The sequence below is a fragment of the Anaeromyxobacter sp. Fw109-5 genome, assembly GCF_000017505.1.
Taxonomy (GTDB): Bacteria; Myxococcota; Myxococcia; order Myxococcales; family Anaeromyxobacteraceae; genus Anaeromyxobacter.
This window is the reverse complement of the sequence record NC_009675.1, coordinates 1,153,774-1,179,818: the sequence shown is the minus strand read 5'-3', so window position 1 is coordinate 1,179,818 and position 26,045 is coordinate 1,153,774. Positions and strand designations below refer to the sequence as shown.

Here is a 26,045-nt window from a genome sequence, read left to right as displayed (position 1 = left end):
GAATGAGTGATTACATGCTCAAGAGAGGGCGTCGCCCGAAGCGCGGCTACTGGCTCCTGGGAGGCTTCTTGGCAGTCGCAACGGTTGGCGTGGCAACGGTAGGCGGCGGCGCCCACGGCGAGCAGCCGGCGGGCGGGCGACGGGCGCGGATGGAGCGGTCGCCGCAGTGGAAGAACGGGCGCTTCGAGAACCCGCAACCCCTTCACAACGACATGACGCGGGCGCTGCTCGACTGGTTCGGAGCGAGCGGCGAGCGGCGACCGAAGGGACCGGTGCCCACCCGGCCGGTGGACCGGACCCGGTTCGCGCGGCCGCCGTCGACCGGGCTGCGCGTCACCTGGCTCGGCCACTCCACGCTCCTCGTCGAGGTGGACGGGCGGCGCGTGCTGATCGATCCGGTCTGGGGCGAGCGGGCTTCCCCGTTCTCCTGGGTCGGCCCGCGCCGCTTCTACGACCCGCTCCTGCCGCTCGACCAGCTGCCGCCAGTCGACGCGGTGGTCGTCTCGCACGACCACTACGACCACCTCGACAGGCCCACGATCCAGGCCATGAAGGACTGGGAGACCACGTTCATCGTGCCGCTCGGCGTCGGAGCTCACCTCGAGTCCTGGGGCATCCCCATGGACCGCATCGTGGAGCTCGACTGGTGGGAACGGACCCGGCTCGGCGACGTCGAGGTCGTCGCCACGCCGGCGCGCCACGCCTCGGGCCGGTCACCCTTCTCGCGGCAGAACCAGACCCTCTGGGCAGGGTTCGCGTTCATCGGGCCGGTCCACCGAGCGTACTACTCGGGCGACACGGGGCTCTTCCCCGGACTCGACGACGTCGGGGCCCGCCTCGGGCCGTTCGACCTCGCCATGATCGAGGCGGGCGCCTACGGCCGCTCGTGGCCCGACTGGCACCTCGGGCCGGAGCAGGCGGTTCGCGCGAGCCAGCTGGTCCGGGCCAGGGTGCTTCTGCCGGTTCACTGGGGCCTCTTCAACCTGGCGTTCCACGCGTGGACCGAACCGGTCGAACGCGTGCTCGTGGCGGCCCGGAAGGCCAACGTGACGGTGGCCCTCCCCATGCCGGGCGAGAGCATCGAGCCACCCGCGTCACCGACGGCGGCGTGGTGGCCGGCGGTGCCGTGGAGGACCGCGGAGCAGGATCCCATCGTCGCCACGAAGATCGGCGCCGCAGCCACCGAAGTCGGCGGCTCGCCCGAGACGATGTGACGTTCGCTCCGCGGCAGCGCTGCGCGCCGAGACGCTGTCCGGCGAGCGCCGCGCCGTGCGAACGGGCGCTCCGGGGATGAGGGGAGCCGACCCTGCAAACGCGCGCGCATCGGCTCCGCGGCCCTCCGGCCGGAGCTCGCCGCGCGCTGGCGAGCGCGTGCACCTGCGCTCGACTACCCAATCGTCCTCCGAAACGTCACGGCACACGCCGGCGGCTCGAGACACGGAATCACGGTTCCAGGCTGCCGCGGATCCGCTCGAAGCTGCACGACGCTTCGTCGCCGGCTCCCGGAGCCCATTGACCACGGAGCCAACGAATGTGCGGACACCTGAGTGACCTTCTCAGCCTCCGGTCGAGCCCAGTGACGCCGAGCGCGCTGGGCTGCGAGGAGTGCCTCGAGAGCGGAGACGCCTGGGTCCATCTCCGGCTCTGCATGACCTGCGGACACGTGGGGTGCTGCGACGACTCGAAGAACCGGCATGCCACCTCACACTTCGAGACGCTCGGGCACCCCGTGGTGAAGTCCTTCGAGCCGGGGGAGGACTGGGCCTGGTGCTACGTCGACGACGAGCTGGTCGAGCGCATCCCGGCGTTCCCGATCGAGTCCCCGCCGGAGCACCTCGCAGCCATCACACGGCGTTGAAGGTCTCGGCCTGCGTGGCGGCGAGCCCGTGCGAGCCGCATCACCGGCGACCGAGTACGGGCGTTCCTCGAGCTTGGAGCGATCCGCTCCCGTCGCTGCTGAAAGAGTCCGCGGACTCACCCTCAGCCGTGGCCGGAGAGCTTACGTCCCGGCGCCGCGCTCGATCGGTCGAGGCGATCAGGCGACGTGAGCAACCTGCGCAGCGCGGCGAGGAGCTCCTGGATCGGCGTCCCCTCCGGCGCGGTGGCCGCGCGGATCCCGCGCGTGGCGAGCCGGGCGGCGGAGGACGGGCCGATGGCGGAGACGTACACGATCGAGCAGCCGGCGATCGCGCGGATGCGCTCGTCCGTGCCGTACCGGCCGTCGGGCTCGAACGGGGACACCCGCTCGAGCCGATGCCCCGCCGCGGTCACCTCGAAGACCACGAGCTGGGGTGCGCGGCGGAGCTGCTCGTTCACGTGCTCGCCGTCCCGGGTGGCGAATGCGACCTTCATGCGCGGACAGCTTGCACGCGACGTTCCATCCGCCGGCCGCCACGCAGGCCCCCCGATGCACCGAGGCGTCAGGCCCCGTTTGCATGGGTGCCCCCACTCCCGGCTCCGCCTGCCGCAGGAGCGGTCACGCGGGCGAGCTGCATACTTCCTTGGCAAGGTGCTCACCCGGGCTGCGCAGCTCACGGCCCGACCGCGTAGACGCGACACTTACACGATGAGTGACGTCAGCGCGGAATCATCTCTCGGCCCGGATGTCATGTGCTGCGGCCGCCTCGGCGAGCCGCGGCACACGCGGGCCCCGAGGCTCTCGCCTTCGTCGCCCCGCGCGACCTCGCTGGCGACGGCGAGGGTTCCCGCCTCGCTCGGCGCCGGACGACCACGGCCCGGCAGCGCTCCAGGTGGCGGAGCGCGGCCGGGCCGCGGCGCGACAGGACGTCGTGTACGGGGGGAGCCTACGCGGTCCGGCGGTTACTCGAGCTCGAGGCCGGGTTCCGCGCGGCCCGCGGCGGCGCGGGTCCGCGGCAGCGTCGCGACGTAGGCGGTCCCGGCGCGTGTGCGCACGCGCGCGAGGTGCCCCCCGTGCTGCAGCACGATCTTCCGCGCGACGACGAGGCGGAGCGTACCAACCTTGTCGTCGGCGCCGTCGGGCCGGACGCCTTCCTCGAAGTAGGTGACGAAGCGATCGCCGCGCTCGAGCGGACGCGGGAACTGGACGCGGAGGACCACCTCGTCCTCGTACTCGCGCCAGCGCAGCGACACCGGCCCGGCGCCGCCGCTCCGCTTGACGGCGTCCTCGAGGAGGATGGTGACGGCGTACGCGACGCGCCTCGCGTCCCACTCGCCCGAGCCCTCGCGACCCTGATCCGGGGTGTACTCGATCGCGCCATCCTCGCTCGCGCCGACTTCCTCGATCGCCGCTGGACACAGCTCCGCGAGGGTCGTGCTCGACCAGTCGAGCGGAAATTCTCCGTCGATGCCAGGGGCGGGGGCCCCGGGGCGACCGAGCCCGCGGGCCTCGCCCCTGGATCCTACGAACTCCTGCTCCACGTCGGTCGTCGTCTCGATGGACACGTTCTCTCGCTCTGCCGAAGAAGAAGGACCTGCTCGCTGCACCTCCGGCATGTGTGGAACTGGCGGCGGATGTCCGGAATTCCACCCGCGCCCGTCGTCTCCGGCGGCCGTGCAGCCTCTCGAGCAAGCGATCGCCCGCCTCTCGGGACCCGACGGAGCCAGGGCCCGGCGCAGGCTCCCGAGGCAGGATGCGCGAGGGAGGAGGCCAGATGGCGACACGCGCGGAGACGGTGGCATTCGAGGACGTCCTGAAGCGGTTTCCCTTGCCGGTGAGCGTCGTCACCGTCGGGCGCGGGGGCGCGGAGAACGGGCTCACGGTGTCGTGGGCGTGCCCCGTGTCGTTCGACCCGCCGCACGTCCTCATCGCGGTGGACCGGCAGCACTTCTCGATCGACTTCCTCAAGTCGACGAAGAACTTCGCCTTGAACCTCCTCAAGACCGATCAGCGGAAGCTGGCCGGCCACTTCGCGCGCCAGAGCTTCCTGGGGGAGGAGAAGCTCGACGTGGCCCGCACGCACGAGGGCTTCACCGGCGCAGCGCTCTTCGACGACGCGCTCGCGTGGCTCGACTGCGAGGTCGTGCGGACGCTCGAGGTCGGCGATCACCTCCTCTGCATCGGCCGGGTCGTCGACGCGCGCGTGCTCGCGGAGGGCCCGGCGCTCCTCACCACCGACGGGGTGCAGTACGGAAAGGCGCGACCCTGAGCGGGCCGCCTGCTCGCCGCCGCCTCGATGCGTCATCCGGGCGCCGAGCCTCTTCCTCGGCCCCCCACGGTTGAGTGGTCGGGGAACCCCCGGACCGCTATCGAACCGTGCGGCTGGCGCGGCGCCCCCGGACGGCGGACCGCGCCTCCGGGAGCTGCAGGATGCGGAATCCTTCCGCCGGGGAGACGAGCTGCCGATCGTTCTCGAGGCTCTCCATCTTCTCCAAGATGGGGGCGCTCGCGGGGATCCTCGACTACGAGGAGGCGCTCGCCGCGGTCGCGCGGCTGTCGATCCCGGAGCTGGCGGACTGGTGCATCGTCGACGAGGTGGGCGACGGAGAGATCCGCCGCATGGAGGTGGCCCACCGCGACCCCGCGAGGGCGTCCCTCGCCGCCGCCCTCCGCGCCTTCCCGCTGGACCACTCCGCGCGCCGGCGACTCCCGGCCGCGCAGGCCCTTCGCTCCGGCCGACCCCTGCTCCTCCGCGACTACGGCGAGGAGCAGCTCCAGCAGCAGACGGAGGGCGAGTACCTCGGTCTCGCCGCCCAGATGAAGCCGTGCTCGGTGATGGTCGTCCCGGTGAGCCTCTCGGCGACGCGCGTGACGGTGACCTTCGTCATGAGCGCCGCCGAGTCCGGGCGGAGGTACGGAGAGGACGACCTGGCGCTGGCCGAGGAGCTGGTGCGGCGCGCGGCGCAGATCGTGGACAGCGCGCGCGTCCACCACCAGCTCCGGCGGACCGAGGAGCGGTTCCGGGTCGCGCTGGCCCACTCGGGCATCACGCTCTTCGAGCAGGACCTGTCGCTGCGGTACAGGTGGATGTACAACCCGCCGCTCGGCTATCGGGTGGACGACGTGCTCGGGCGGACGAACGCGGAGCTCCTCTCCCGCGAGGACGCCTCCCGCCTGCAGGCGCTCGACGACGCCGTGCTGCGGTCCGGCCGCGCGGTCCAGCAGGAGGTGCGGATCACCGCTCCGGGAGGCGAGCAGCGCCACCTGCTCGTGACCGAGGAGCCGCTCCGCGACGCCTCCGGCGCGATCGTGGGCCTGACCGGCGCCGCCACCGACATCACCGATCAGAAGCGGGCGCAGGAGGAGCTGGCGCGCGCGCTGGTCTTCCGCGAGCAGGTGATGGGGATCCTGGGGCACGATCTCCGCAACCCCCTCGGCGCGGTGCGCGCGCTGGCGTCGCTCCTGCTTCGGCGCGGCGACGTCCCGGCCAGCGCCCACGCGAGCCTGGGCGAGATCGACCGCGCCGCGCGGCGCATGCTGGAGATGATCGGGACGCTGCTCGACTTCACGGACGGCCGCTTCAAGGGGGCGCTGCCCATCGCGCCCGTCCCTGCGGATCTCCACGAGGTCTGCCAGGACGTGATCGACGAGCTCCGCGCCGCCGATCCGCGCCGGACCATCCAGGTCGCGCTGGAGGGCGACGGCCGCGGCACCTGGGATCCGGCGCGGCTCGCGCAGGTGGTGTCCAACCTCGTGGCGAACGCGCTCGAGCACGGCGTCCGCGGAGCGCCGGTACGGGTGACGGTGCGAGGCGACCACCAGCAGGTGGCCGTGACCGTCGAGAACCAGGGGGCCATCCCGCCCGAGCTGAGGCCCGTGCTGTTCGAGCCCTTCTGCAGCGGCTCCCGCCTGCGGGACGCCTCTCATGCGCGTGGCCTCGGCCTCGGGCTGTACATCGTCGATCTCGTGGTGCGCGCCCACGGAGGCTCCGTCTCGTTCGAGTCCACCGCCGAGCGCGGGACCGCCTTCACCGTGCGGCTCCCCCGGGCGGCGGGGGTGAGCATCGCCGCGCCTCGGGAGGAAGCGGCGGCCTCGCCGGCGTGAGCGGTCACTCCGCGAGCCGCCGCTCGAGCCAGGCCCCAGGTCAGCAGGCGCCGCGGGGTGCTCGTCGAGCCCGGCCTCGAGCGCCAGCCACCCCGCGCCGCTCCGCGCGCGGAGGGCCGCGCGGGCTCAGCGGGCGGCGAGCCCCTGCGACGCCGTCTCGCGCCGCGCTCTCGGCCACGAGCCAGCGCAGCAGCAGGTCGTCGCCTTCGCCCACCGCCGCGTGACGCTCCCACAGCCGGTGAGCGGCCTCGCGGTCGCCCTCCCCCAGCGCACCCAGCATGCCCGCGGCGAGCGCGTACCGCGCTTGTGGGGGCGAGAGCCGCCCGGGGTCGCCCAGCAGCACCGACGCCGCCGCGTGCGCAGCGCCGCCCTCGCGCGCCGCGACCGCCCGGAGCAGCTCGAGCCAGAGCCGATCATGGGGCGCCAGCGCCATGGCGCAGGGGCTCTCCACGATCGTCCGCCAGGCGAGCGTGGCCTCCGCCGAGGTCAGCGCAGGGAACATGGCGAGGGCCACGTCCTGCGCGCTCTGCCCCGGCAGCGGCCCGCACCGCGTGGCCCAGCCGAGCAGCTCCTGCGACGAGGCGAGGAGGTCCTCGGGCAGCCGCCACGCGCCCCTGCCCAGCGCGCCGTCGCGCAGCGCGTGCTGGAGGACGGTGGCGGCGTCGGCGCGGCGAGAGGGCGTGAAGTGCGGCGACGGCGTCACGCGCGTCTCGCTCCACCCGGGCACCGCGCCCGACAGGACCTCCAGCGCCGGCAGCGGGAACCGCGCCGCCTGCACCAGCGCGACGGCGGTGGCCTGGAGGAACCGCGCGCGCGGGGCGGCCTCGGCGAGGACCGGGTGGTAGTCGGAGTTGGGCGGCGTCGGGTACGAGCGCAGGAGCCTCGCCCAGGAGCGGCGATCTCCCACCCTGCGCAGCTCGAGATCCTGCGGCCCCAGGATGCGGACCCGGCGGAGCTCGGCCGCCAGCTCCGGCACGCCGAAGATGCCGGGGGCGAGCGGCGCGACGGCGCCATCCGCGGAGGCGAGGACCACGAGATCGAAGTCGCTCGGGGCGAAGGCCGTCCAGTCCGCGAAGCTGCCGTCGAGCGCCTTCAGGATCGACGCGACCAGGCCAGGGTCGATCTCGTACAGCTGGATCCACTGCACGAGCACGCCCCCCGGCGCGAGGTGCCGGCGCACGTGGCGGTAGAACTCCTCGGAGAACAGCCCGCCCACCCCGCTCACCCAGGGGTTCGAGGGCTCGGAGACGATGATGTCGTAGGTCCGCTGCCGCGAGGAGAAGAAGGTCTTGGCGTCGTCCACGTGGAGCTGGCTGCGCGGATCGTCGAACGCGCGGGCGACCCGGGGCAGGAAGAAGCGGGCCGCCTCGATCATGCGCGGCTCGATCTCGATGGTGTCGAGCGACTCGAGGCTCGGCGAGCCGAGCAGCACGTGCGTGGTGAGGCCGGAGCCGAACCCGATGCACGCGGCGGTCCTCGCGCCGGGGCGCACCGCGTGCGGCAGGGCTCCGAGGAGCACCATGGTGGCCTCGTCCGGCTCCGCCTCGCCTCCGGGGGCCATGTTGATCGCCGCGTCCGCCTTGCCGTTCGTCTTGATGAGCACGCGGCCGTCGACCTCGGCGATGACGCTCGCCGTCGCGGTCTTGCCGTCGCGGTGGTAGAGCACGCGGGTCTGGCTCGGGTCGATGATGCGCCCGAGGCGGTACACGCCGGAGGCCATCCGGTACGGGTCGAGGTGGACGAAGAGGAGCGTCGCGGCCACCGCGAGCACGCACGCGCCCGCGGCGGCGGCGAAGCGGCGCGGGACGGCGCGGGCGGCAGGGACGAGGAGCGCGAGGCCCAGCGCCGCGTCGAGCGCGGCCCCCAGCGTGACGAGGCCCTTCAGGCCGAGCACGGGCATCCCCACCTGGATCGCGAACACCACGCCGGCGATGGCGCCGGCGGTGTTCGACGCGTACACCGCGCCCACGGCCCGCTCGCCGTGACCTCGCGCGAGCAGCACGTAGGTGACGAGGGGCAGCGTCATGCCCGCGCAGACCGTCGCCGGGAGCATGACGAGGAGCGCGATGCCGTTGCTCGACAGGTTGAACAGCGCGTAGCCGCCATCCGTCCTGGGTGCGCTCTCGACGATCCAGCGCATGAGGGGGAACGTCAGGCCGTACACCGGCAGCGTCGCCAGCGCGGACAGGCCCATCGCCACCTGGACCCAGCCGAGCAGCCGAACCGGGCTCGCCGCGCCGTCGATGCGCCGCTGGATCCAGAGCCCTCCGAGCGCGAGCCCCAGGATGAACGCGCTCAGCATCAGCTCGAAGGCGTGGGTGGACGTCCCGAGCACGAGGCTCAGCATGCGGATCCAGCCGATCTCGTACATGAAGGACGTGGCGCCGGTCAGGGCGGCGACCGCCAGGAGCGCGGGCAGCGCGTGATCCCTCCCGGACGTCGCCGCCTCCGGGGCCGCGACCGGCGCGACGGTGGGATCGAGGCGGGCGACGAACCAGACCGACACGGCGACCGCGAGGTTCAGGAACCCGGCGATCGCGATCGTCCCGGGCAGCCCGGCGGCGGGCACGAGCACGAACCCGCTCAGCAGGACGCCGGCGGCCGCGCCGAGGCTGTTCGTGAAGTAGAGCAGCGCGATCGACCTGCCCGGCCGCGCGCCGAAGCGGCGCAGGACGCCTCCCGTCATGAGGGGGAAGGTCATCCCGAGGAGGACGCACTGCGGCAGGATCAGCGCCGCCGCGGCGGTCCACTTCACGGCGTCGACGGCCACGCCCGCCGGCACGCGCGGCAGCACGCGGCCGAGGAGCACGTCCGTCGTCGTCACGAAGAGCGGGTGGAACGCCAGCGCGATGACGCCGATGAGGGCCTCGATCGAGGCGTACGCCACCATCGGGTCCCGCCATCGCCCTGCCCACCGGCTGGCGAGCGCCGAGCCGAGCGCCATGCCCCCCATGAAGATCGCGAGCACGAGCGTCTGCGCGTGGGCGGCGTGGCCGAGGAAGAGCTTCAGGTAGTGCGTCCAGATCGACTCGTAGATCAGGCCGGACAGGCCGGACACCGCGAACAGCACGAGCACGATGGAGAAGCGATGGGCGCGCACTCGGGGCCTCGCCGCCGGCGTTCCCGCGGCGGCGGGGAGCGTACCACGCGGGATACCGCGCACTCCCGGGCGCCCTCGGCGGCACGGCGCCGCACGGGCCCCCACCAGCCGCCGATTCCGGGCGGGCCGGTTCGCCCGCGGCCGGCCATGGCTACGTCGTGAGTTGCGTGACGGCGCTCGCGTTCCTCCTGACGGCGATCGTCCCCCTCGCCGGGACCCCGGCGCAGATCCCGGCGGCGGCAAGCCCTGCCGCCGGACAGACGGGCGCCCAGGGAGCGGCTGGACCTTCCGGTGACGCGGGAGGCTGCGCGCTCAGCACCCTCGCGGCGGACGCCGCGCTCGTGGCGGATTGCGTCTCGTGCCACGGCGCCGGGCATGCCGGCACGAGCTCGCACCCCGTCGGCGCGGACTACGGCGCGGCCGCCGCGAGAGGCGGCAGCCTCCGGCCCGCCGTCGAGGTCGTGCGCCGCGGCGTGTTCCTGCCGGATGGAAGGGTGCAGTGCGTGACCTGCCACGACCCGCGGTCGCCGTGGGCGGATCACCTCGCCCTGCCGCCGGGGGCGACTCCGAAACGAGCCGTGAACCCCGCAGATCGAGCGACGTTCGAGGCCGAGGGCGAACCCCAGGCCGCGCCGCCCCCTGGGACCCGCGTCACGCCGAAGCCGCTCTGCCTGGCCTGCCACGCGTTCGATTGAGCGGGGGCCCGCCGGTGCGCAATCGGCTGCGCGACCCCGAGCTCGCCGTTAGGCGCGAGGGAGCACGACCGGCACGACCGCCGCGTCATCGGAGGAGCCCCCCGCATGCGCCACCCGCTCGACGCCGCTGCGCTCGCGCTCGCCCTGCTGCTGCCAGTGGGCTGCAACGGTGAGGTCAAGGTCCCGGCGACCACCACCGGCGGAGCGCCGGTCGAGACCGCGCCCCCCAACGTCCCCGAGTTCAAGCCCGCGTTCCCCGGCCAGACCCGCGCCCCCGCCGTGAAGTCGCAGACGCCGTTCGAGGTCACCGAGATCGCGTCCGGCTTCGACGAGCCGTGGGCGATCGCCTTCCTCCCCGACGGGCGCATGCTGGTGACGGAGAAGCCCTCGGGCGCGCTGTACATCGTCGCTCCCGACGGCAGGAGATCGCCGCCGATCTCGGGGTTGCCGAGGGTGGACGGCCGCGGACAGGGCGGCCTGCTCGACGTGGAGCTCGGCCCCGACTACGCGGAGAGCCGGCTCGTCTACTGGACGTATTACGAGCCGCGCGACGGCGGCAACGGGCTCGCCGTGGCGCGCGCCCGCCTGGTCGACGGCGCGCAGCCGCGCGTCGAGGATCTGCAGATCGTGTTCCGGATGCAGCCGACGCTGGACTCGACGGCGCACGCGGGCGGGCGGCTGGTCTTCGCGCCCGACGGCACGCTGTTCGTGACCCTCGGCGAGCGCTCGATCCTGGCGGGTCGCGTGCAGGCGCGCGATCTGGGCAGCCACCTGGGCAAGATCGTCCGTATCCTCCCCGACGGCTCGGTCCCCAAGGACAACCCCTTCGCGGGCCGCGCGGGTGCTCGCCCCGAGATCTGGACGTCGGGCCACCGCAACATCCTCTCGGCGGACCTGGACGCGCGAGGCCGGCTGTGGATCGTCGAGATGGGCCCCCAGGGCGGCGACGAGCTCAACCTGATAGAGCGGGGCAAGGACTACGGCTGGCCGACCATCGGCTACGGCGAGGAGTACTCGGGCGAGCGCATCCACGAGTCCACGCAGGGTCCCGGGATGGAGCAGCCCGTGTACTACTGGGATCCGGTGATCTCTCCTTCCGGGCTGACCATCTACTCGGGGGACCTCTTCCCGGAGTGGCGCGGCAACTTCTTCATCGGCGGGCTGTCGAGCCGCGCGCTGGTGCGGCTCGTCGTGGAGGGCGATCGGGTCGTCGGCGAGGAGCGGCTCCTCACCGACCAGAACGCGCGCATCCGCGAGGTGGTGCAAGGGCCGGACGGCGCCCTCTACCTCCTCACGGACGACCGGAATGGGCGCCTGCTGAAGGTGACGCCCCGCTGAGCGGGCCGGTGGCTCGGGCGACCGGCCCATCTGACCGGCTGTGATCTCGAGCCGAACGGCGCAATCCTCGACGCGCGGAGCGGCGCGTTCGAGCGAGCGCCGCGGGGAGTGCCGCCATGAACTGGATCGTCGGGATCGACCTTCGCCCCCTGAGCCACGGCGCCCTGCAGTTCGCCGCGTGGCTCGCGGCGAACGCTGGCGCCGGGGGCGCGGACCGCTTCGTGCCCGTGCACGTGCTCGAGGAGGAGCACCTGCGGACGATGCTGCGTTACCACCACCTCGACGAGGTCATCGACGCCGCGCGCGAGGAGGCGAAGCGCACGCTCTTGCGTGAGGGGCGCGCGGAGTGGCTCGGCGACCTCCAGATCGTCCAGGCCGTGAACGCCGAGCGGAGCCTGGAGTTCGTGCGCGCGGCCGCCGGCGCAGAGGCGATGGTCATCGGGCGCGCCGCGGCACGCGAGGGACACCGCATCGTCCGGCTCGGCCGCGTCGCGCGCCGACTGCTCCGCAACCTGCCGTCGCCGGTCGTCGTCGTCCCACCCGACCTCCGGCTCGGAGACGTCGGACCCGGGCCGATCGTGGCCCTCACGAGCCTCGCCGACGACGCCCTCGAGGCGAGCCGCTTCGCGAGCGCGCTGGCGAGGCACACGGGACGGAAGCTGGCGCTCGTGCACGTGGTGGGCGACCCCGCGGGACGAGGGCTGCCGTTCATGCCCAGCGCCTCGCTGGAGCGCGCGCGGCTCGACGAGGTGCGATACGGCGAGCCCGAGCTCGCCGCCTGGGTCGCGGCCGCCGGCCTTCGGCCCGACACCACCACGGTGCTGCAGGGGAACGTCATCGACGAGGCGATCGCGTTCGCCGAGCGAGAGCGCTCCCCGCTGATCGTCGCCGGCGCGCGGCGGCGCACCGGGGTGGACCGCATGCTCCTGCCGAGCATCGGGCGGGAGCTCGCGGCGACGTCCCCGCTCGCGGTCGCGGTGGTCCCGGCGAGCGCGTGACCGCCTCGCCGCCGCAGGCGCGTGAGACCGGCGAGCCGTCACCGGCGGGAGGTGCAGCGCCACGGCGCGGGCCGCCGGCGGCTGCTCAGGCTAGTCTCCGGGAGTGAAGCAGACTCCCGCCGCGACGGGCGCCTCCGCGCTCCTTCGCGCCGCTCGCCGCGCCCTCGCGCCGGCGGCGGTCGGGGCCTGGCTCGTCGCTAAGCAGCTCCTGTGGTCGCCTCCCCTGCAGGGCGACGCTCCCGTGCGCTGGAGCGCCGTCGCGGCGAGCGTGGCCGTCGCGATGCTCGTCCTGGGCGTGGCGGTCCGGCGTCGAGGGCGCGCGCAGCTCGTCGCGCTGGCCCTCGCCGACGGCGCCCTCACCGCGGTCCACCACGTCCACCTCCTCTACCACCGGCAGTTCTCGGAGCTGGCCTCGGTGGCCGCGCTCGCGTTCGCCGCGCAGGCGACCCGCGTGGGAGGAGCGATCGCGGCGCTGTTGCACCCCTCGGACGTGCTCCTCTGGGCGGACGTCGCGGCGCTCGCGGTGGCGGCCGCGCTGGCGCGGGGAGGCCCGCGCCCGGCTTCGCGGCGGCACGCGAACGCGCTCGCGCTGTCGGGCGCGCTCCTCTTCACCCTGCCCGCGCTGCCGCTGCTCGACCGCCCGCTGACCGGCCCGCGCCGGCTCGGGGTGTCACGAGGCGAGGTCGCCGCGGAGCTGAACGTGATCGGGTACCAGCTCTTCGACGTCGCCACCTTCGTACGGCGCCGCCTCGATCGCTCCGGGCGCGCCTCCCTGCCCGAGGCGCTCGCGTACCACCGCGAGCGGGCGACGCCCTCGGGCCCGCTGACCGGGACGCAGCGCGGCCGGAACGTCATCGTGGTGCAGCTCGAGTCGTTCCAGGCGTTCGCCACGGGGCGGCGCGTGGGCGGCGCGCTCGTGACCCCGCACCTGGATCGGCTCGCGCGCGAGAGCCTCACCTTCACCCACGCCTTCTCGCAGATCCGCCAGGGCACCACGTCGGACGCGGAGCTGCTCGCGGGCTGCTCGCTCTATCCCCTCGAGACCGGAGCCGTGTTCACCGAGCGCTACGACGCGGACTTCCGGTGTCTCCCCGAGCTGCTGCGGGAGGCCGGCTACGCCACGGTGGCGATGCACGCGAACTGGCCCAACTTCTGGAACCGCGATCGCATGTACCCGGCGATGGGGTACGAGCGCTTCCTCAGCATCCGCGACTTCGATCGAGGCCCGGTGATCGGGCTCGGCCTCTCGGACGCGCGCTTCTTCGAGCAGGCGGCGGAGCGGCTGTCGGCGCTGCCGGAGCCGTTCTACGCCGTGCTCGTCACCCTGTCGAACCACGCCCCTTTCGTCGACCCGAACCTCCCGCGGACGCTCGCGCTGGGCGCGCTGGAGGGGACAGAGGTCGGCTACTACCTGAACTCCGCGCGCTTCACCGACGCCGCCCTGGGCACCCTCGTCGACCGGCTGCGCGCCTCCGGCGTGCTCGAGCGCTCCGTGCTCGTGGTCTACGGCGACCACCACGGCGTGACGCGCCGCGCCTCGGGCACGGCGCTGCTCGGGCTCCCGGAGACCCGCGCCGACGTGTGGCTCCTGCACGAGGCGCGCGTCCCGCTCCTCGTGCGCCTCCCCTTCGGGCGGGTCGCGGAGGTGCGCCACGCTCCGGCGGGTCAGCTGGACGTCGCGCCGACCATCGCGGACCTGCTCGGCCTCCCACGGGAGCGGACCTTCTTCCACGGGCGCAGCCTCGTGTCCGGGCCCGCCCGCCCGGTGATCCTCCCGGACGGCTCCGCCGTGTCGGAAGCCCTGGTGTGGCTCGGCGCCGAGCGGCGCTGGGGATCGCCGGCTTGCCTCGACGCCTCCTCGGGCGAGCCGGTAGCGCCGGAGCGATGCGACGCCCTCGCCGAGCACGCCGCGCGCGAGCTCGCCGTCTCGCGCGCCGAGGTGAACCAGGACCTCTTCCGCTGGATGCTCGCCGCTACGACGCCGCGGTCGCCTCCAGCGCCGGTCGCGCCGGGAGCGTCGCCCTGACGGTCGTCCCCTTCCCCGGCGCGCTCTCGTAGCGCAGGGAGCCGCCGTGCTCGGCGAAGGCGGAGCGCGCCAGCGCCACGCCGAGCCCCGTCCCGTCCTCGCGCGTGGTGAAGAAGGGCGTGCCGACGCGCCGGAGCGTCTCGGGCCGCATCCCGCGGCCGGTGTCGCGGACCGCGATCTCGGCGCTGTCCCCCTGCTGGAGCACCTCGACCACCACCTCCCCGCCCCGCGGCGTCGCCTCGATGGCGTTCGCGACGAGGTTCACGAGGGCCTCCTCGAGCCGGAGCGGATCGGCCTCGACCGTGGCGTCCCCGCGCCAGACCAGGCGAACGCGCGCCTCGTCCGCCCGCGCCGAGAGCACGGCCAGCGCGTCGGCGACGAGCGGCCCGAGCGCCACGGGCGCGCGGGTGAGCTGACGCCGCGACGACGAGAGGTGCCGCTGCAGGATCCGTTGCATGCGCGTGATCTCCCGCTCGAGCAGCGCGAGGCGCTCGTGGGAGCGCGCCTCCGCGGGGTTGCGCAGGCCGAGCTGGACGAGCGCCTTCACGCCGGTGAGCGGGTTCTTGAGCTCGTGCGCCACCGTCATCCCGAGCGCCTCGACGTCCCAGGCGCGCGGCAGCTCCGGCGCGCTCCCCTGGCGCGCGCGGTCGCGGCGGCGGTCCTCGCGCACCGAGATCGTGGCGGCCGTGAACGCCCAGCCCACGGCGAGCCCGCCGGGCGGGAGCACGAGCTCGTCGCCCGCCTCGAGGACGTGGTCGTCCAGATCCCCCTCGCGCGTGACGAGCACGGTCCCGCGCTCCACCCGCACGACGACGGGGGCCTTGCGACGCGGGAAGCTCGTGGTCCCGTTCTCGACGAGCTCCCTCGTCCCAGCGGCGGCGCCCTGGGGCGGTGTGGTCCTGGCGTTCCCGGTCATGTCGGCCTTCCTCGGCTCGGCCGCTGCGCTGCGGCTCGCGAAGGATCTTCGTCGCGCGAGGGCGCGGCCGGGATGCACGAAGTTGCGCGCCGGGCGAGCACGGATGCACGGGGGTGCGGCGCCCAGGAGGGCTCGTCCATGAAAGGGGCGTCGCCGGGCACCACGCAGCCGGGCTGCGGGGCGAGCGCTGGCGAGCGGAACCGCGCCAGCGCGTCCGCGAGCGGCGCGAGCACGCCGGTCACGACGAACGCCCACAGGGCGAAGCCGGTCGCGAGCCCCATGAAGCCCGGCCACTCCCGCCAGGCGCGCCAACGACGCGCCGCCTCGAAGCTGGGCGCGTGCTCGTGCGGGGAGCACTCCTCTCGAGCCATCGTCTCTCCTCCGGTGGATCCGCCGGGAAGATGCGATGGCGCCGGTACTTGAAAAAGTACCGGATCCGACTTTATGCATGTGCCGGTGCGGAGCTGGAACCTGACCCTCGCCGTCGACCGCGACGACGCCGCCCCGGTCGTGGCCCAGATCGCGCGCGCGATCGCGGCCCACATCGCCGCCGGGCGGCTGCGCCCCGGGGAGCGACTCCCCGGCACGCGCGAGCTCTCGCGCACGCTACGCGTCCACCGGAACACGGTGCTGGCCGCCTACGGGGAGCTCGCCTCGGAGGGGTGGGTCGACGCCTCGCCGAACCGGGGCACGTACGTCTCGAGCGAGATCCCGGTCGCCCTGCGCGCGCGGGTCGCCCGCCGCGAGGCGAGCGGCGGCGGCCGTCGCGCCGGCTACGCCTTCGAGCCCGGACCGCGCCCGCGCGCTCGCCGCCTGCCCGCCGGGCCCGGCGCCCTCGAGCTCAGCGGCGGCGTCCCCGACCTCCACCTCGTCCCGGTCCACGCGATCGCCCGCGCCCACCGCCGCGCCCTCCGGCGGCCCGGCATCCTCGACTACTGCGAGCCGTTCGGAGAGGAGCGCCTGCGCGTGGCGCTCGGCGCGATGCTCCGCTCCACCCGCGGCCTGGATCCCGATCCCTCCAGGCTCATCGTCACGCGCGGGAGCCAGCACGCGCTCGCGCTCGTGGCGCGGGCCCTCGTGCGGCCCGGCGACGTCGTGGCGGTGGAGGAGCTCGGCTACACGCCCGCCTGGGAGGCGTTCCGCGCCGTCGGCGCCCGCCTGGTGCCGGTCCCGCTGGACGGCGAGGGGCTCCGGGTGGACGTCCTCGAGGCGCTCACCCGGCGCGAGCGCGTGCGCGCCGTCTACCTCACGCCCCAGCACCAGCTCCCGACCACCGCCACGCTCCCCGCGGGCAGGCGCCTGGCCCTGCTGAAGCTCGCCGCGGCCGAGCGCATCGTCCTGGTCGAGGACGACTACGACGGCGACTTCCACTACGACGGCCGGCCCGTGCTGCCGCTCGCCAGCAACGACCCCGCCGGCGTCGTCGTGTACGTGGGGACCCTCTCCAAGGTGCTCGCACCCGCGCTGCGCATCGGCTACGTCGAGGCGCCCGAGGAGGTCGTGCGCTGCCTCGCCGACCATCGGCGCTACGTCGACGGGCAGGGAGACCGGCCGATGGAGCTGGCCCTCGCCGAGCTCCTCGAGGACGGCGAGATCCAGCAGCACGTGTGGCGCATGCGCCGCGCGTACGCGACCCGCCGCGACGTGCTCGCCGAGGCCCTCCGGGAGGAGCTGGGGGGCGCGCTCGCGTTCTCCGTGCCGGCGGGCGGCCTGGCGCTGTGGTGCCGCGCGGCGCCCGACGTCGACGTGGACCTCTGGGCGGCGGCCGCCCGGGAACGCGGCGTCGGCTTCAGGCCGGCGAGCGAGTTCACCTTCCACGGCCGGCCCCCGGCCGCGCTGCGCGCGGGGTTCGCCCGGCTCGCGGAGCGCGAGCTGCGCGAGGCCGCGAGGCGCCTCGCGCAGTCGCTGCCGGTGCGTGGCGGCGCCGGCCGTCACGTCCGCTAGCCTCCGCTGGCCGCCGGCGCGGCGGCGGGCGCGCGCGCGCCGCTCTTCTGGTCCGCCCGGTGATCCCGGGCGATGAGGAGGTAGATGGCGGGCACGAAGAACAGCGTGAACGCCGTGCCGATGGTCATGCCGGCGACCAGCACGAGGCCGATGCTGTTCCGGGCCTCCGCGCCGGGCCCGCTCACGAGGGTCAGCGGGAAGTGGCCGAGGACCGTGGCGACGCTGGTCATGAGGATCGGCCGTAGGCGCGTGGCCGCCGCCTCGCGGACCGCGTCGAGCTTGGTGTGCCCCTGCTCCTGGAGCTTGTTCGCGAACTCGACGATGAGGATGCCGTTCTTCGAGACGAGCCCGATGAGCGTCACGAGGCCCACCTGCGAGTAGACGTTCAGGGTGGTGGTCCAGCCGTCGGTGAAGAACGGCAGGTTGGGGTTCGGCATCTTCAGGAACATCATGACGACCGCGCCGAACATGCCGAGCGGGACCGAGCCGGCGAGGATCACGAACGGATCGCGGAAGCTGTTGAACTGCGCGGCGAGCACGAGGAAGATCAGCACCACCGCGAGGAGGAACGCGGGGAGGAACCGGTCCCCCTCCGTCCGCAGCTGGCGCGACTCGCCCGTGTAGTCGAGGGTGTAGCCCTCGGGGAGGATCCGCGAGGCCTCGTCCTCCAGGAACCCGAGCGCCTGATCCAGCGGGCGGATGGCGACGCCGCTGATCTTCACGGCGTTGAGCTGCTGGAAGCGGTTGAGCGTCCGGGGCGTGACGGTGTCACGCAGCGTGGCGATGGACGCGAGCGAGACGAGCTGGCCCGCAGGGCCGGTGACGTAGATGTCCTTGAGCTGCTCGGGGTTGAGGCGCTCGGAGCGCACGAGCTGCGGGATCACCTTGTAGCTGCGGCCGCCGATGCTGAAGCGGTTGACGTAGTCCCCCCCGAGCGCCGATCCCAGGTCCTGCCCGACGGTGCGCAGGTCGAGGCCCAGCTCCGCCACCTTCTCGCGATCGATCTCGATCTCCGACGAGGGCTGGTCGAGCTTGACGTCGATGAGCGGCGGGAACGCGAACATCCCGCTCGCCGTGGCCCGCTCCTGCAGCTGCTTGGCGAACTGCAGGATCTCCGCGCTCTCCGCGGTCGAGGCGATGACGAACTCGACCGGGAACTGGCCGCCTCCCGGGAGGGCGGGCGGCAGGATCGGGAAGGTCTGGATGCCGGCGATGGAGGAGACCCTGCCCTGGATCTCCTGGAGCAGCTCGAACGCCGTGCGATCCCGCTTCTCCCACGGCTCGAACACGACGCCCCAGAAGCCGCCGTTCGGGAAGGTGATCTGGAAGGTGAACTCCGATTCCGGCATCGCCATCACGGTCCGGTTCACCTCCCGCGTGGACGGCGTGATCTGATCCAGGGTCGAGTTGGCGGGCGTGTTGACGACGCCGAACACGTAGCCCTGGTCCTCCGTCGGAGCGAGCTCCTTGGGGACCTGGGTGAACATGAGGAGCGTGAGGGCGCTCACCGCGATCCAGGCTGCGTAGATGGCCCCGCGGGAGCGGAGGCCGACGTCGAGGTGCCGGGAGTACGTCGCCCTCAACCGATCGAAGCCACGGTTGATGCGGCCCGCGAGCCCCCGCTCCTCCCGGCCCTGGCGGAGGAGGAACGCCGACATCACCGGAGAGAGCGTCAGCGCGACGACGCCCGAGATGGCGACCGCTCCCGAGAGCGTGAGCGCGAACTCGCGGAACAGCGCGCCGGTGAGCCCGCCCTGGAAGGCGATCGGCGTGTAGACGGCGGCGAGCGTGATGGTCATCGCGATGATGGGGCCGACGAGCTCGCGCGCGCCCCGGATCGCGGCGTCCACGGGTTTCATCCCCTCGCGCAGGTGGCGCTCGACGTTCTCGACGACGACGATGGCGTCGTCCACCACGAGCCCGACCGAGAGCACGATGGCGAGCAGCGTCAGGAGGTTCACGGTGAACCCGAACGCCTGCATGAGGAACACGGCGCCGATGAGCGAGACGGGGATGGCGACCACCGGCACCAGCACCGAGCGCAGCGAGCCGAGGAACAGGAAGATGACGATCACCACGATGAGCAGCGTCTCGGCGAGGGTCCGCTCCACCTCGGTGATGGCGTCCCGGACGTAGCTGGTCGCGTCGAACGCGACCCGCCCCTGGATCTGGCTGGGGATCTCCTTCTGGAGGGAGTCCATCTCGGCCCGGACGCGCTCGATGACGTCCAGCGAGTTCGCGTTCGGGAGCGCCCACACGCCGATGAAGACCGCGGTCTGGCCGGTGAAGTTCACCGCGGCGTCGTAGTCCTCCGCGCCGAGCACCACGCTCGCCACGTCGCCGAGCCGGACGATCGCGCCGTCCTGCTCCCGCACGGGCAGCTGCTCGAACTCCCGGACCGAGCGCAGGTCGGTGTTCGTGGTGAGGTTGACCTGGACGAGCGAGCCCTTCGTCTGGCCGACCGCGGCCTGGTAGTTGTTCCGGGCGAGCGCCTCACGGACCTGGGCCGGGCTGACGTTCAGGGACGCCATGCGGTCGGGCTTGAGCCAGATCCGCATCGCGAAGGTCCGCGCGCCGAGGATGTCGGCCCGCTGCACGCCCTCGATGGCGGAGAGGCGGGGCTGGATGACCCGCACCAGGTAGTCGGTGATCTCGTTCTGCTTGAGGATGTCCGAGGAGAAGCTGAGGTAGGCGGACGCGAACTCGCTGTCGGCGGACTCGACGGTCAGGACGGGGACCTCCGCCTCGGGCGGGAGGTCGCCGCGCACCTGGTCGACCTTCGCGCTGATCTCGGAGAGCGCCCGGGTCGCGTCGTGGTTGAGGCGCAGCCGGGCGCGGATGGTGGAGAGGTTCTGCTTGCTCTCCGACTCGATGTAGTCGACGCCGTCCGCGGAGGAGATCACGCGCTCGAGCGGCGTGGTGATGAAGCCGCGCACGAGCTCCGCGTTCGCCCCCACGTAGCTCGTGGTCACGATGATCTGGGCGTTCTCGCTGCGGGGGTACTGCCTCGCGTTGAGCGAGCGCATCGCCTGGAGCCCCGCGATGACGATGACGAGGCTCACGACGATGGCGATGACGGGGCGGCGGATGAACAGGTCGGTGAATCTCATGGGGCCTCCGCCGCCTCACTCGTCGGTCGGCTTCGGGGTGAGCTGCGCCCGCGGCGCGAGCGCGTTGTTCACGGTGACCGAGGCGCCGTTGCGCAGCTTGAACGCGCCGGAGCTCACGATCGTCTCGCCGGCCTGGAGGCCGTCCTCCACCGCCACGAGGTCGCCCCTCCGCTCCCCCGTGCGGACGAACTTCTGCCGGGCGACGGCGACCGTCTTCCCGCCCGGGTCCTTCTTCTCCTCGATGGCGAACACCGAGTCGCCGTAGGGCGCGAAGATCACGGCGGTGGCGGGGATGACCAGCACGGAGCGCTCCTCCGGGGCGAGCACGTCCACCTTGGCGAACATCCCGGGCCGGAGCCGCCCATCGGCGTTCTCGAAGGTCGCCCGGACGCGGACGTTGCGCGTCGCGGCGTCCACCTCCGGGTTGACGGTGGTGATCTCGCCGTCCCACTCCTGGTCGCGGAAGGCGTCCGTGCGCATGCGCACGCGCTGACCCGCCGTGAGCTCCGCGAGGGCCTGCTGGGGCAGCCAGAAGTCCGCGTGGATCGGCGTGACGGACTGGAGCGAGGCGATGGGGGTGCCCTGCGACACCACCTGCCCGAGCTCGACCTGCCGGATCGCGATGCGCCCGTCGAAGGGGGCGCGGATGGTCTTCTTGGCGATGGTCGCGGTGAGGTTCGCGACGGTGGCCTCCGCCTGCTTGGCCCTGGCCTCCGCCGCGTCGAGATCGGCCTGCGCGTTCGCCTCGCCCTCGCGCAGGCGCGCCGCGCGGCGCAGGCTGAGCCGCGCGAGGGTCGCTTCGGCGCGCGCCGCGGCGAGCTGCGCCTCCTCGGCGGACGTGTCGAGCTTCACGAGCACGTCTCCCCGCTTCACCGTGCTCCCGGACTCGAACGCGATCTCGCGGACGGTGCCCGGCAGCTCGGCACCGAGCACCACGCCCCGCACCGCCACGAGGGAGCCGATCGCCGCCTGCGCCGACTCCCAGCGGGTGGCCTCGACCTTCGCCGAGGAGACGGCCTCGGGAGGGGGCACGAACGACTCGCCCGCGCGGACCATGCCGACGATCTGCCCCGCCTTCACCCCGACCAGGATGCCGACGACCACGACCACACCGACGACGACCACGAGCCACTGCCGGGTTCTGCTCTTCATGAACGGCCCCCAGGGGAAGCGAGTACTCCAGGATGCGTGCAGGCGGCGGGCCACGGCCCGCAGGCGCCGCAGCGTGGATTTGGCGCCGTCCGCCCGCCGCGGGCCCGGATCGCCTGAGCGGATCGCTCAGGCGCTGAGCAGCTCCGGCCGAGACGACGAGCGGGCGTCACGGCGCCCCCCTCCCCGAACGCTGGAGCAGGCTCTCGCCCGCGGCGAGGCGGAGCTGGGCCCGCGCGTTGACCAGGTCGGCATCCGCCTGGATGCGCGCGGCGTCCGCGTTGAAGGCGTCGCGCAGCGCCTGCAGGAGATCGAGCTGCGCCGCCGCGCCGGCCTGGTATCGCTGCATCGCCAGCTCCGCCGCCCGCCCGCTGACCTGCGCCTCCGTGCGGGCGGACCGGCTCCGCGCGATGTGCGTCCGCACGCTCGCCCACGCGCGGTGGATGTCGTCTCGCGCCGCGAGGCGGACGCGCTCCTCCCTCGCGCGCGCGGCGTCCGCCGCCGCCTCCTGGGCCCGGATCCCGGCGAGGGTGGTGAGGTCGATGGACCAGCTCAGGCCGACGACGGCCTGCCAGTAGGCGTCCCTCCCCGCGAGGCCCTCGGCGTTGCTGACCCGCTCCGTCAGGCTCGCGTCGAGGCTGGGGACGAGGACGAACCGCTGCGCCCTCGCCTGCCGGTCCGCGGCGACGCGGCTCTCGATCGCGGCCGCGACGGCGGGGAGCTGGTCGTCCGCCGGCTGGAACCGCTCGAGCGGGGGCTCCTCGTGGAGATCGTCCGCGAGCGGCGCCTCGCCACCGACCTCGGGGGCGATCCCGGTGAGCGAGCGCAGCTCGCGCGCGACGAGCGAGACCTGGAGCTCCGCGCTCGCGAGCTGCTGGACGTTGCGCTCCACCTCGGCCCGCGCGCGATCCACGTCGAGCAGCCCGGTGGAGCCGGCGTCGTGACGCTCCTCCGCGATGCGCAGGCCGGCCCGAGCCACCTCGAGCGCTCGGCTCGAGGCCCCCACGAGCGCGACGTTGGCCACGAGCTGGTAGTAGTCCTGGACCACGCGCGCCTGGGAGGCGAGGTCGGTGGAGGTCTCCTGCCGCTCGGCGGCCCTCGCTCCGGACCGCGCCGCGCCGATGCGCGCGAAGCTGGCGAGGTCGACGAGCGGCACCACGAGGGTGGCCGTGCCGTCGAGCTGGTCGCGCGGCGTGACCGTCACCCTCTCGGCCGGCCCCCCTCCCGCGCCGGGGAGCTGCAGCACCGTCTCGAACTCGTTGCGGATGTATTCGCCGCGCAGCGACAGCCGCGGCAGCGCGCGGCCCAGCTCGGCGCGCGCCTCGGCGCCGGCCTGCCTGCGGAGCGCGCGCGCCTCGGCGTTGTCGACTCCGCTCTTCCGCGCTCCGTCCAGGAACTCCTCGAGCGGCTGGAGCGCGCCCGCCCTGGCCGCGACGAGGAGCCCGCAAGCCGCGAGCAAGACCTTCACCGGCATGATCACTCCTCGCGCGCGGTCCGGCGCGCGCCTGCGTCAGCGCTAGAGGGGATGGATGGGAGGGACCCCTCGACGGCCGGGGTCCCTCCGGCTCCGCGAGCGGCGCCCGCGGGCTCACGATCAGAACGCGTACCCGACGGATCCCGAGACGGCCCACCGCTCGAGGCTCGCCGGGCCGTCGCCCGCGGCGAGCGCGAGATCCTCGTCGAAGGCGGTGCGGTAGGTGAACCGTGCGTCGAGGAGGAGCCGATCGTAGCCCACGGTGATCCCCCCGCCGAACGGGACGACCCCCGCGTCGTCGGTGTCGTCCACGCCGGGCGCCGCGTCCTGGACGGACAGGTGGTTCCAGCCGATGCCGCCGAACGCGAAGGGCTCCACGAGCCAGCTCCCGTTGGCGATCGGATACTGGAGCCGGAGCACGGCCTCCGCACCGTTCGTCACGAGATCCGGGCCCGCTCCGACCGCCTTCAGCGCCGAGCCGACGTAGGCCAGCTCGCCGCCGACGTAGAAGCGGTTGCCGATCCCGACGCGGGCGTCCCACGTCCCGCCCACGTCGAAGCGGTCCTTCACGTCCTCGTCGGCGAAGTCGGTCACGCCGCCTCCCAGGAGGACGTAGACGCCGTAAGGCGTCTGCTCGCGGGCCTCCGTCCCTCGCCAGCCCTGCGCGCTCGAGATCACCGGCGCCGCGGCGAGCAGCAGCCCCGCGCCGAGAGCGAAACTCCACCTTGCAGCCTTCATCTCCTGCCTTCCTTCCCCGGCGGTCGCCGGCGATGTGCTGCGTCGAACGTCGGCGGTGCCGACGGACCGCGCCTCTGCAGCGCGCGCGCCAGCCGAGGCGCGCACGCGCGGCGCCGCTTTTCTCGGGAGGTCGCGGCGCCCCGCCCCGGCGGGTGCGCAGCGCGCTGTGCAGATCGCTCAGGGCGTGAGCAAGCGGCGCGCGCGCCGGTCCCGCCCGGGCGGGTCCTTTCCAGAAACGAACGGTCGTTCTATTTTCGGGGGTCATGCGCAAGGGCGAGAAGACGCGCGAGGTGATCCTGGATCGCGCGCTGCGGATGGCGAGCGAGCTCGGGCTCGAGGGGGTGACCATCGGCCGGCTCGCCGAGGAGCTCGCGCTCTCGAAGAGCGGGCTCTTCGCGCACTTCGCGTCGAAGGAGGATCTCCAGGTTCGCACGCTCGAGCGCGCCGCCGAGCGGTTCGCCGAGGTGGTCGTCCGCCCCGCGCTCGCCCGCCCGGCGGGCGAGCCGCGGCTGCGCGCGCTGTTCGAGAACTGGTTCGAGTGGCCGAAGCGGGTCCGTCAGCCCGGCGGCTGCGTCTTCGTCGCCGCCGCGGCGGAGCTCGACGATCGGCCTGGCGCGGCCCGGGATCTCCTCGTCGAGATCCAGCGCCAGTGGCTCTCCACGCTCTCGCGGATCGTGCGGCGCGGCCAGGAGCTCGGCCACTTCCGCGCGGACGTCGACCCCGCCCAGCTGGCCTTCGAGATCCACGGCATCGGGCTCGCCTGGAACTCGCACAGCCGGCTCCTTCGAGATCCGCGCTCGCGCGAGCGGGCGGAGGCCGCGTTCGAGCGGCTCCTCGCCGGCGCGCGGCCGCGGAGGTGACGCCGTCGAACCGAAGAGGAGAGAGAGCCGTGAGCGCACGCCATGGAAATAGCACGATCGGTCGTTCTTTTTCGCAGCGCGGCGCCCGCGTGGCGCTGGGCGCCCTGCAGTCCGTCGCCCCCGCCGTCGCGGCGCGGCTCGCCGCCCGCCTCTTCATGACGCCCCCCCGGCCCCGGAAGCCACGCCGCGGCCGGGACGCGCTCGCCGGCACGGTGCCGTTCGTCGTCGAGACCCCCGGGGCGACGCTGCGCGGCTTCCGCGCCGGGAGCGGGCCCGCCGTGCTCCTCGTGCATGGATGGGGCGGCCGCGGCGACCAGCTCGCGTCCTTCGCCCCGCCGCTCCTCGAGGCGGGTTGCTCCGTCGTCAGCTTCGACGGGCCTGCGCATGGCGCGTCGACGGGCAGGACGACCAGCCTGCCCGAGCTCGCCGCCGCCGTCGGCGCCGTCGCCGCCCGGTTCCGCCCCCGCGCTGCCGTCGGGCATTCCCTCGGTGGCGCGGCGCTGGCGCTCGCGCTCCACCGGGGCCTCGCGCTCGACGCCGCGGTGCTCGTCGCGCCTCCGCGCACCCCCACCGAGTGGCTGGAGGCCTTCTCCTCTCACCTGCGGCTCGACGCGCGCGCTCGCGGGGCGCTGCGACTCCGCATCGAGCGACGCGTCGGGGTCCGGATGGCGGAGCTGGCGGTGCCGCGGCTCGCCGCGGCGCTCCGCACGCCCGCGCTGGTCGTCCACGATCGCGGCGACGGCGAGGTGCCCTGGGGCGACGGCGCGGCCGTGGCGGCGGCCTGGCCCGGCGCGAGGCTCCTCAGCACGTCGGGGCTCGGGCACCGGCGCATCCTCCGGGATGCGCGGATCGTCGCCGAGGCGGCCACCTTCCTCGTCGAGCGCCTGCAGCGCTGCGGGTGCGGCCGGCTGGCCGCGGCGGTGACGCAGGACACGCCGGTCTGCGAAGGGTGCTCCCTCGAGCGGTACCTCGCCGACAAGGAGGCGCGCGCGCCCGGCGCGGCGGCGTGACCGCCAGCGCCGGGCACGGGCGCCGGCACCGCTCAGCTCGCGTCGCGCGCCGGGGAGGGCGCCAGCGGCGCGCGGCGGCCGGCGAGCGGCACGGCCGCGACGAGCGCCGCCAGCCCGGCCGCCAGCAGGATGAGCCAGGCGCCGCCGGTGTCCGGCTTCATGGTCATGAGGGCCAGGATGCCGACCCCGAGCGCCGTGCGGACGCGCAGCGACGCCGCGAGCGGAACGCCCGACCGGACCGCGCGGAACGTCTCGGAGAGCACCGCCCCGCGCTCGGCGGCGAGGGCGGCGCCGAGCCGCCGCAGGCCGCGGCCGGTGACGGCGCCGCCGGCCAGCCCCATGCCGACGAGCGCGATGAAGGCGGTCACGATCCAGGCCTGGTGCCGCCAGGCCACCGCCATCATCCACACGCCCGAGACGAGCGCGGTGAGCATGGCGAGGGGGCCGAGCCGCCCGGACGGCGCGACGGCGCGCAGCGCCTCGCGGGCCTCCGCGGGCGTCTCGGCCCGCTGCAGGCGGGGCACCGAGACCGCCTCGATGCCCATCGCCACGAAGACGCCCACGGCCCCGAGCACGTGGACGAAGATGAGGAGCTGGTAGACGCTCATGATGTCTCGCCTCCTTGTCGAGAGTCGGCCTCGCCGACGCTCGACCGGAGGTTGCAGGCGGCGCGCCACCCGATCCCGCCCCGGCAGCGCAGCGACCCTCGCGCCCGGGACGACGGG

At 74.0% G+C, this 26,045-nt stretch carries 21 protein-coding genes; 11 read left to right on the top strand and 10 right to left on the bottom strand.

From position 1 onward, the window contains the following. Positions 1-2: 2 nt before the first annotated feature. Together ANAE109_RS05300 and ANAE109_RS05295 are read left to right on the top strand one after the other, a co-directional pair. Positions 3-1,214, top strand: a complete 1,212-nt coding sequence (locus ANAE109_RS05300) for an MBL fold metallo-hydrolase (protein ID WP_011985353.1) — start codon at positions 3-5, stop codon at positions 1,212-1,214. 317 nt (positions 1,215-1,531) lie between these two features. Further along, positions 1,532-1,858, top strand: coding sequence for a UBP-type zinc finger domain-containing protein (locus tag ANAE109_RS05295; protein ID WP_011985352.1), 327 nt, complete (start codon positions 1,532-1,534; stop codon positions 1,856-1,858). A gap of 122 nt (positions 1,859-1,980) precedes the next feature. On the opposite strand, the gene ANAE109_RS05290 is transcribed toward ANAE109_RS05295, so the two are convergent. After that, the gene (locus ANAE109_RS05290) at positions 1,981-2,352 is read right to left on the bottom strand and encodes a NifB/NifX family molybdenum-iron cluster-binding protein (protein WP_011985351.1); all 372 of its coding nucleotides are present in this window, start codon (positions 2,350-2,352) and stop codon (positions 1,981-1,983) included. A 468-nt stretch (positions 2,353-2,820) separates the two neighbouring features. Next, positions 2,821-3,423: a HAMP domain-containing histidine kinase gene (locus ANAE109_RS05285; RefSeq protein WP_143827903.1), complete on the bottom strand. Its 603-nt coding sequence runs from the start codon at positions 3,421-3,423 to the stop codon at positions 2,821-2,823. Positions 3,424-3,632: 209 nt separating this feature from the next. Here ANAE109_RS05285 and ANAE109_RS23265 point away from each other — a divergent pair, with 209 nt between their 5' ends. Both ANAE109_RS23265 and ANAE109_RS05275 read left to right on the top strand, forming a co-directional pair. Then, positions 3,633-4,127: a flavin reductase family protein gene (locus ANAE109_RS23265; protein WP_011985349.1), complete on the top strand. Its 495-nt coding sequence runs from the start codon at positions 3,633-3,635 to the stop codon at positions 4,125-4,127. 161 nt (positions 4,128-4,288) lie between these two features. Beyond that, positions 4,289-5,962, top strand: coding sequence for an ATP-binding protein (locus ANAE109_RS05275; RefSeq protein WP_011985348.1), 1,674 nt, complete (start codon positions 4,289-4,291; stop codon positions 5,960-5,962). Between the two features lie 40 nt (positions 5,963-6,002). Here ANAE109_RS05275 and ANAE109_RS05270 read toward each other — a convergent pair whose 3' ends face one another. Beyond that, positions 6,003-9,062 (bottom strand): spermidine synthase, encoded by a 3,060-nt coding sequence (locus ANAE109_RS05270; RefSeq protein WP_049768521.1) that lies wholly within the window; start codon positions 9,060-9,062, stop codon positions 6,003-6,005. Between the two features lie 167 nt (positions 9,063-9,229). On the opposite strand from ANAE109_RS05270, the gene ANAE109_RS05265 reads away from it, so the two are divergent. The 4 genes from ANAE109_RS05265 to ANAE109_RS05250 all read left to right on the top strand — a co-directional run bounded on the left by ANAE109_RS05265 (position 9,230) and on the right by ANAE109_RS05250 (position 14,119). After that, positions 9,230-9,757 (top strand): hypothetical protein, encoded by a 528-nt coding sequence (locus tag ANAE109_RS05265; RefSeq protein WP_011985346.1) that lies wholly within the window; start codon positions 9,230-9,232, stop codon positions 9,755-9,757. 105 nt (positions 9,758-9,862) lie between these two features. Further along, positions 9,863-11,095, top strand: a complete 1,233-nt coding sequence (locus tag ANAE109_RS05260) for a PQQ-dependent sugar dehydrogenase (RefSeq protein ID WP_011985345.1) — start codon at positions 9,863-9,865, stop codon at positions 11,093-11,095. Between the two features lie 116 nt (positions 11,096-11,211). After that, on the top strand, positions 11,212-12,093 hold the full coding sequence (locus tag ANAE109_RS23260) for a universal stress protein (RefSeq protein WP_011985344.1): 882 nt from the start codon (positions 11,212-11,214) through the stop codon (positions 12,091-12,093). A gap of 103 nt (positions 12,094-12,196) precedes the next feature. Continuing rightward, positions 12,197-14,119, top strand: coding sequence for an LTA synthase family protein (locus ANAE109_RS05250; protein WP_011985343.1), 1,923 nt, complete (start codon positions 12,197-12,199; stop codon positions 14,117-14,119). On the opposite strand, the gene ANAE109_RS24540 is transcribed toward ANAE109_RS05250, so the two are convergent. Both ANAE109_RS24540 and ANAE109_RS25205 read right to left on the bottom strand, forming a co-directional pair. Then, the gene (locus ANAE109_RS24540; protein WP_011985342.1) at positions 14,067-15,035 is read right to left on the bottom strand and encodes an ATP-binding protein; all 969 of its coding nucleotides are present in this window, start codon (positions 15,033-15,035) and stop codon (positions 14,067-14,069) included. The two genes, ANAE109_RS05250 and ANAE109_RS24540, sit on opposite strands and share 53 nt — an antisense overlap. Further along, positions 15,032-15,406, bottom strand: coding sequence for a hypothetical protein (locus ANAE109_RS25205; RefSeq protein WP_041448135.1), 375 nt, complete (start codon positions 15,404-15,406; stop codon positions 15,032-15,034). Before ANAE109_RS25205 ends, ANAE109_RS24540 begins: the two co-directional genes overlap by 4 nt. 85 nt (positions 15,407-15,491) lie before the next feature. On the opposite strand from ANAE109_RS25205, the gene ANAE109_RS05235 reads away from it, so the two are divergent. Then, positions 15,492-16,979 carry a PLP-dependent aminotransferase family protein gene (locus ANAE109_RS05235; protein WP_143827901.1) on the top strand — a complete coding sequence of 496 codons (1,488 nt, stop codon included), beginning with the start codon at positions 15,492-15,494 and terminating at the stop codon, positions 16,977-16,979. Here ANAE109_RS05235 and ANAE109_RS05230 read toward each other — a convergent pair. The 4 genes from ANAE109_RS05230 to ANAE109_RS23255 form a co-directional block, all read right to left on the bottom strand. Next, complete coding sequence (locus ANAE109_RS05230; protein ID WP_011985339.1) at positions 16,976-20,089, bottom strand: efflux RND transporter permease subunit; 3,114 nt, start codon at positions 20,087-20,089, stop codon at positions 16,976-16,978. The genes ANAE109_RS05235 and ANAE109_RS05230 overlap by 4 nt on opposite strands. A gap of 15 nt (positions 20,090-20,104) precedes the next feature. Continuing rightward, a complete protein-coding gene (locus ANAE109_RS05225; RefSeq protein ID WP_011985338.1) occupies positions 20,105-21,241 on the bottom strand; it encodes an efflux RND transporter periplasmic adaptor subunit in 1,137 nt (378 codons plus the stop codon). Between the two features lie 166 nt (positions 21,242-21,407). Then, positions 21,408-22,712 (bottom strand): TolC family protein, encoded by a 1,305-nt coding sequence (locus ANAE109_RS05220; protein WP_011985337.1) that lies wholly within the window; start codon positions 22,710-22,712, stop codon positions 21,408-21,410. 120 nt (positions 22,713-22,832) lie between these two features. Beyond that, the gene (locus ANAE109_RS23255; RefSeq protein ID WP_011985336.1) at positions 22,833-23,450 is read right to left on the bottom strand and encodes an outer membrane beta-barrel protein; all 618 of its coding nucleotides are present in this window, start codon (positions 23,448-23,450) and stop codon (positions 22,833-22,835) included. 263 nt (positions 23,451-23,713) lie between these two features. On the opposite strand from ANAE109_RS23255, the gene ANAE109_RS05210 reads away from it, so the two are divergent. Together ANAE109_RS05210 and ANAE109_RS05205 are read left to right on the top strand one after the other, a co-directional pair. Next, positions 23,714-24,310 carry a TetR/AcrR family transcriptional regulator gene (locus tag ANAE109_RS05210; RefSeq protein ID WP_011985335.1) on the top strand — a complete coding sequence of 199 codons (597 nt, stop codon included), beginning with the start codon at positions 23,714-23,716 and terminating at the stop codon, positions 24,308-24,310. Positions 24,311-24,399: 89 nt separating this feature from the next. Further along, on the top strand, positions 24,400-25,320 hold the full coding sequence (locus tag ANAE109_RS05205) for an alpha/beta hydrolase (RefSeq protein ID WP_234945245.1): 921 nt from the start codon (positions 24,400-24,402) through the stop codon (positions 25,318-25,320). A gap of 32 nt (positions 25,321-25,352) precedes the next feature. Here the strand turns inward: ANAE109_RS05205 and ANAE109_RS05200 are convergent, their stop codons facing one another. Next, positions 25,353-25,928, bottom strand: coding sequence for a hypothetical protein (locus tag ANAE109_RS05200; protein WP_011985333.1), 576 nt, complete (start codon positions 25,926-25,928; stop codon positions 25,353-25,355). Positions 25,929-26,045 lie beyond the last annotated feature (117 nt).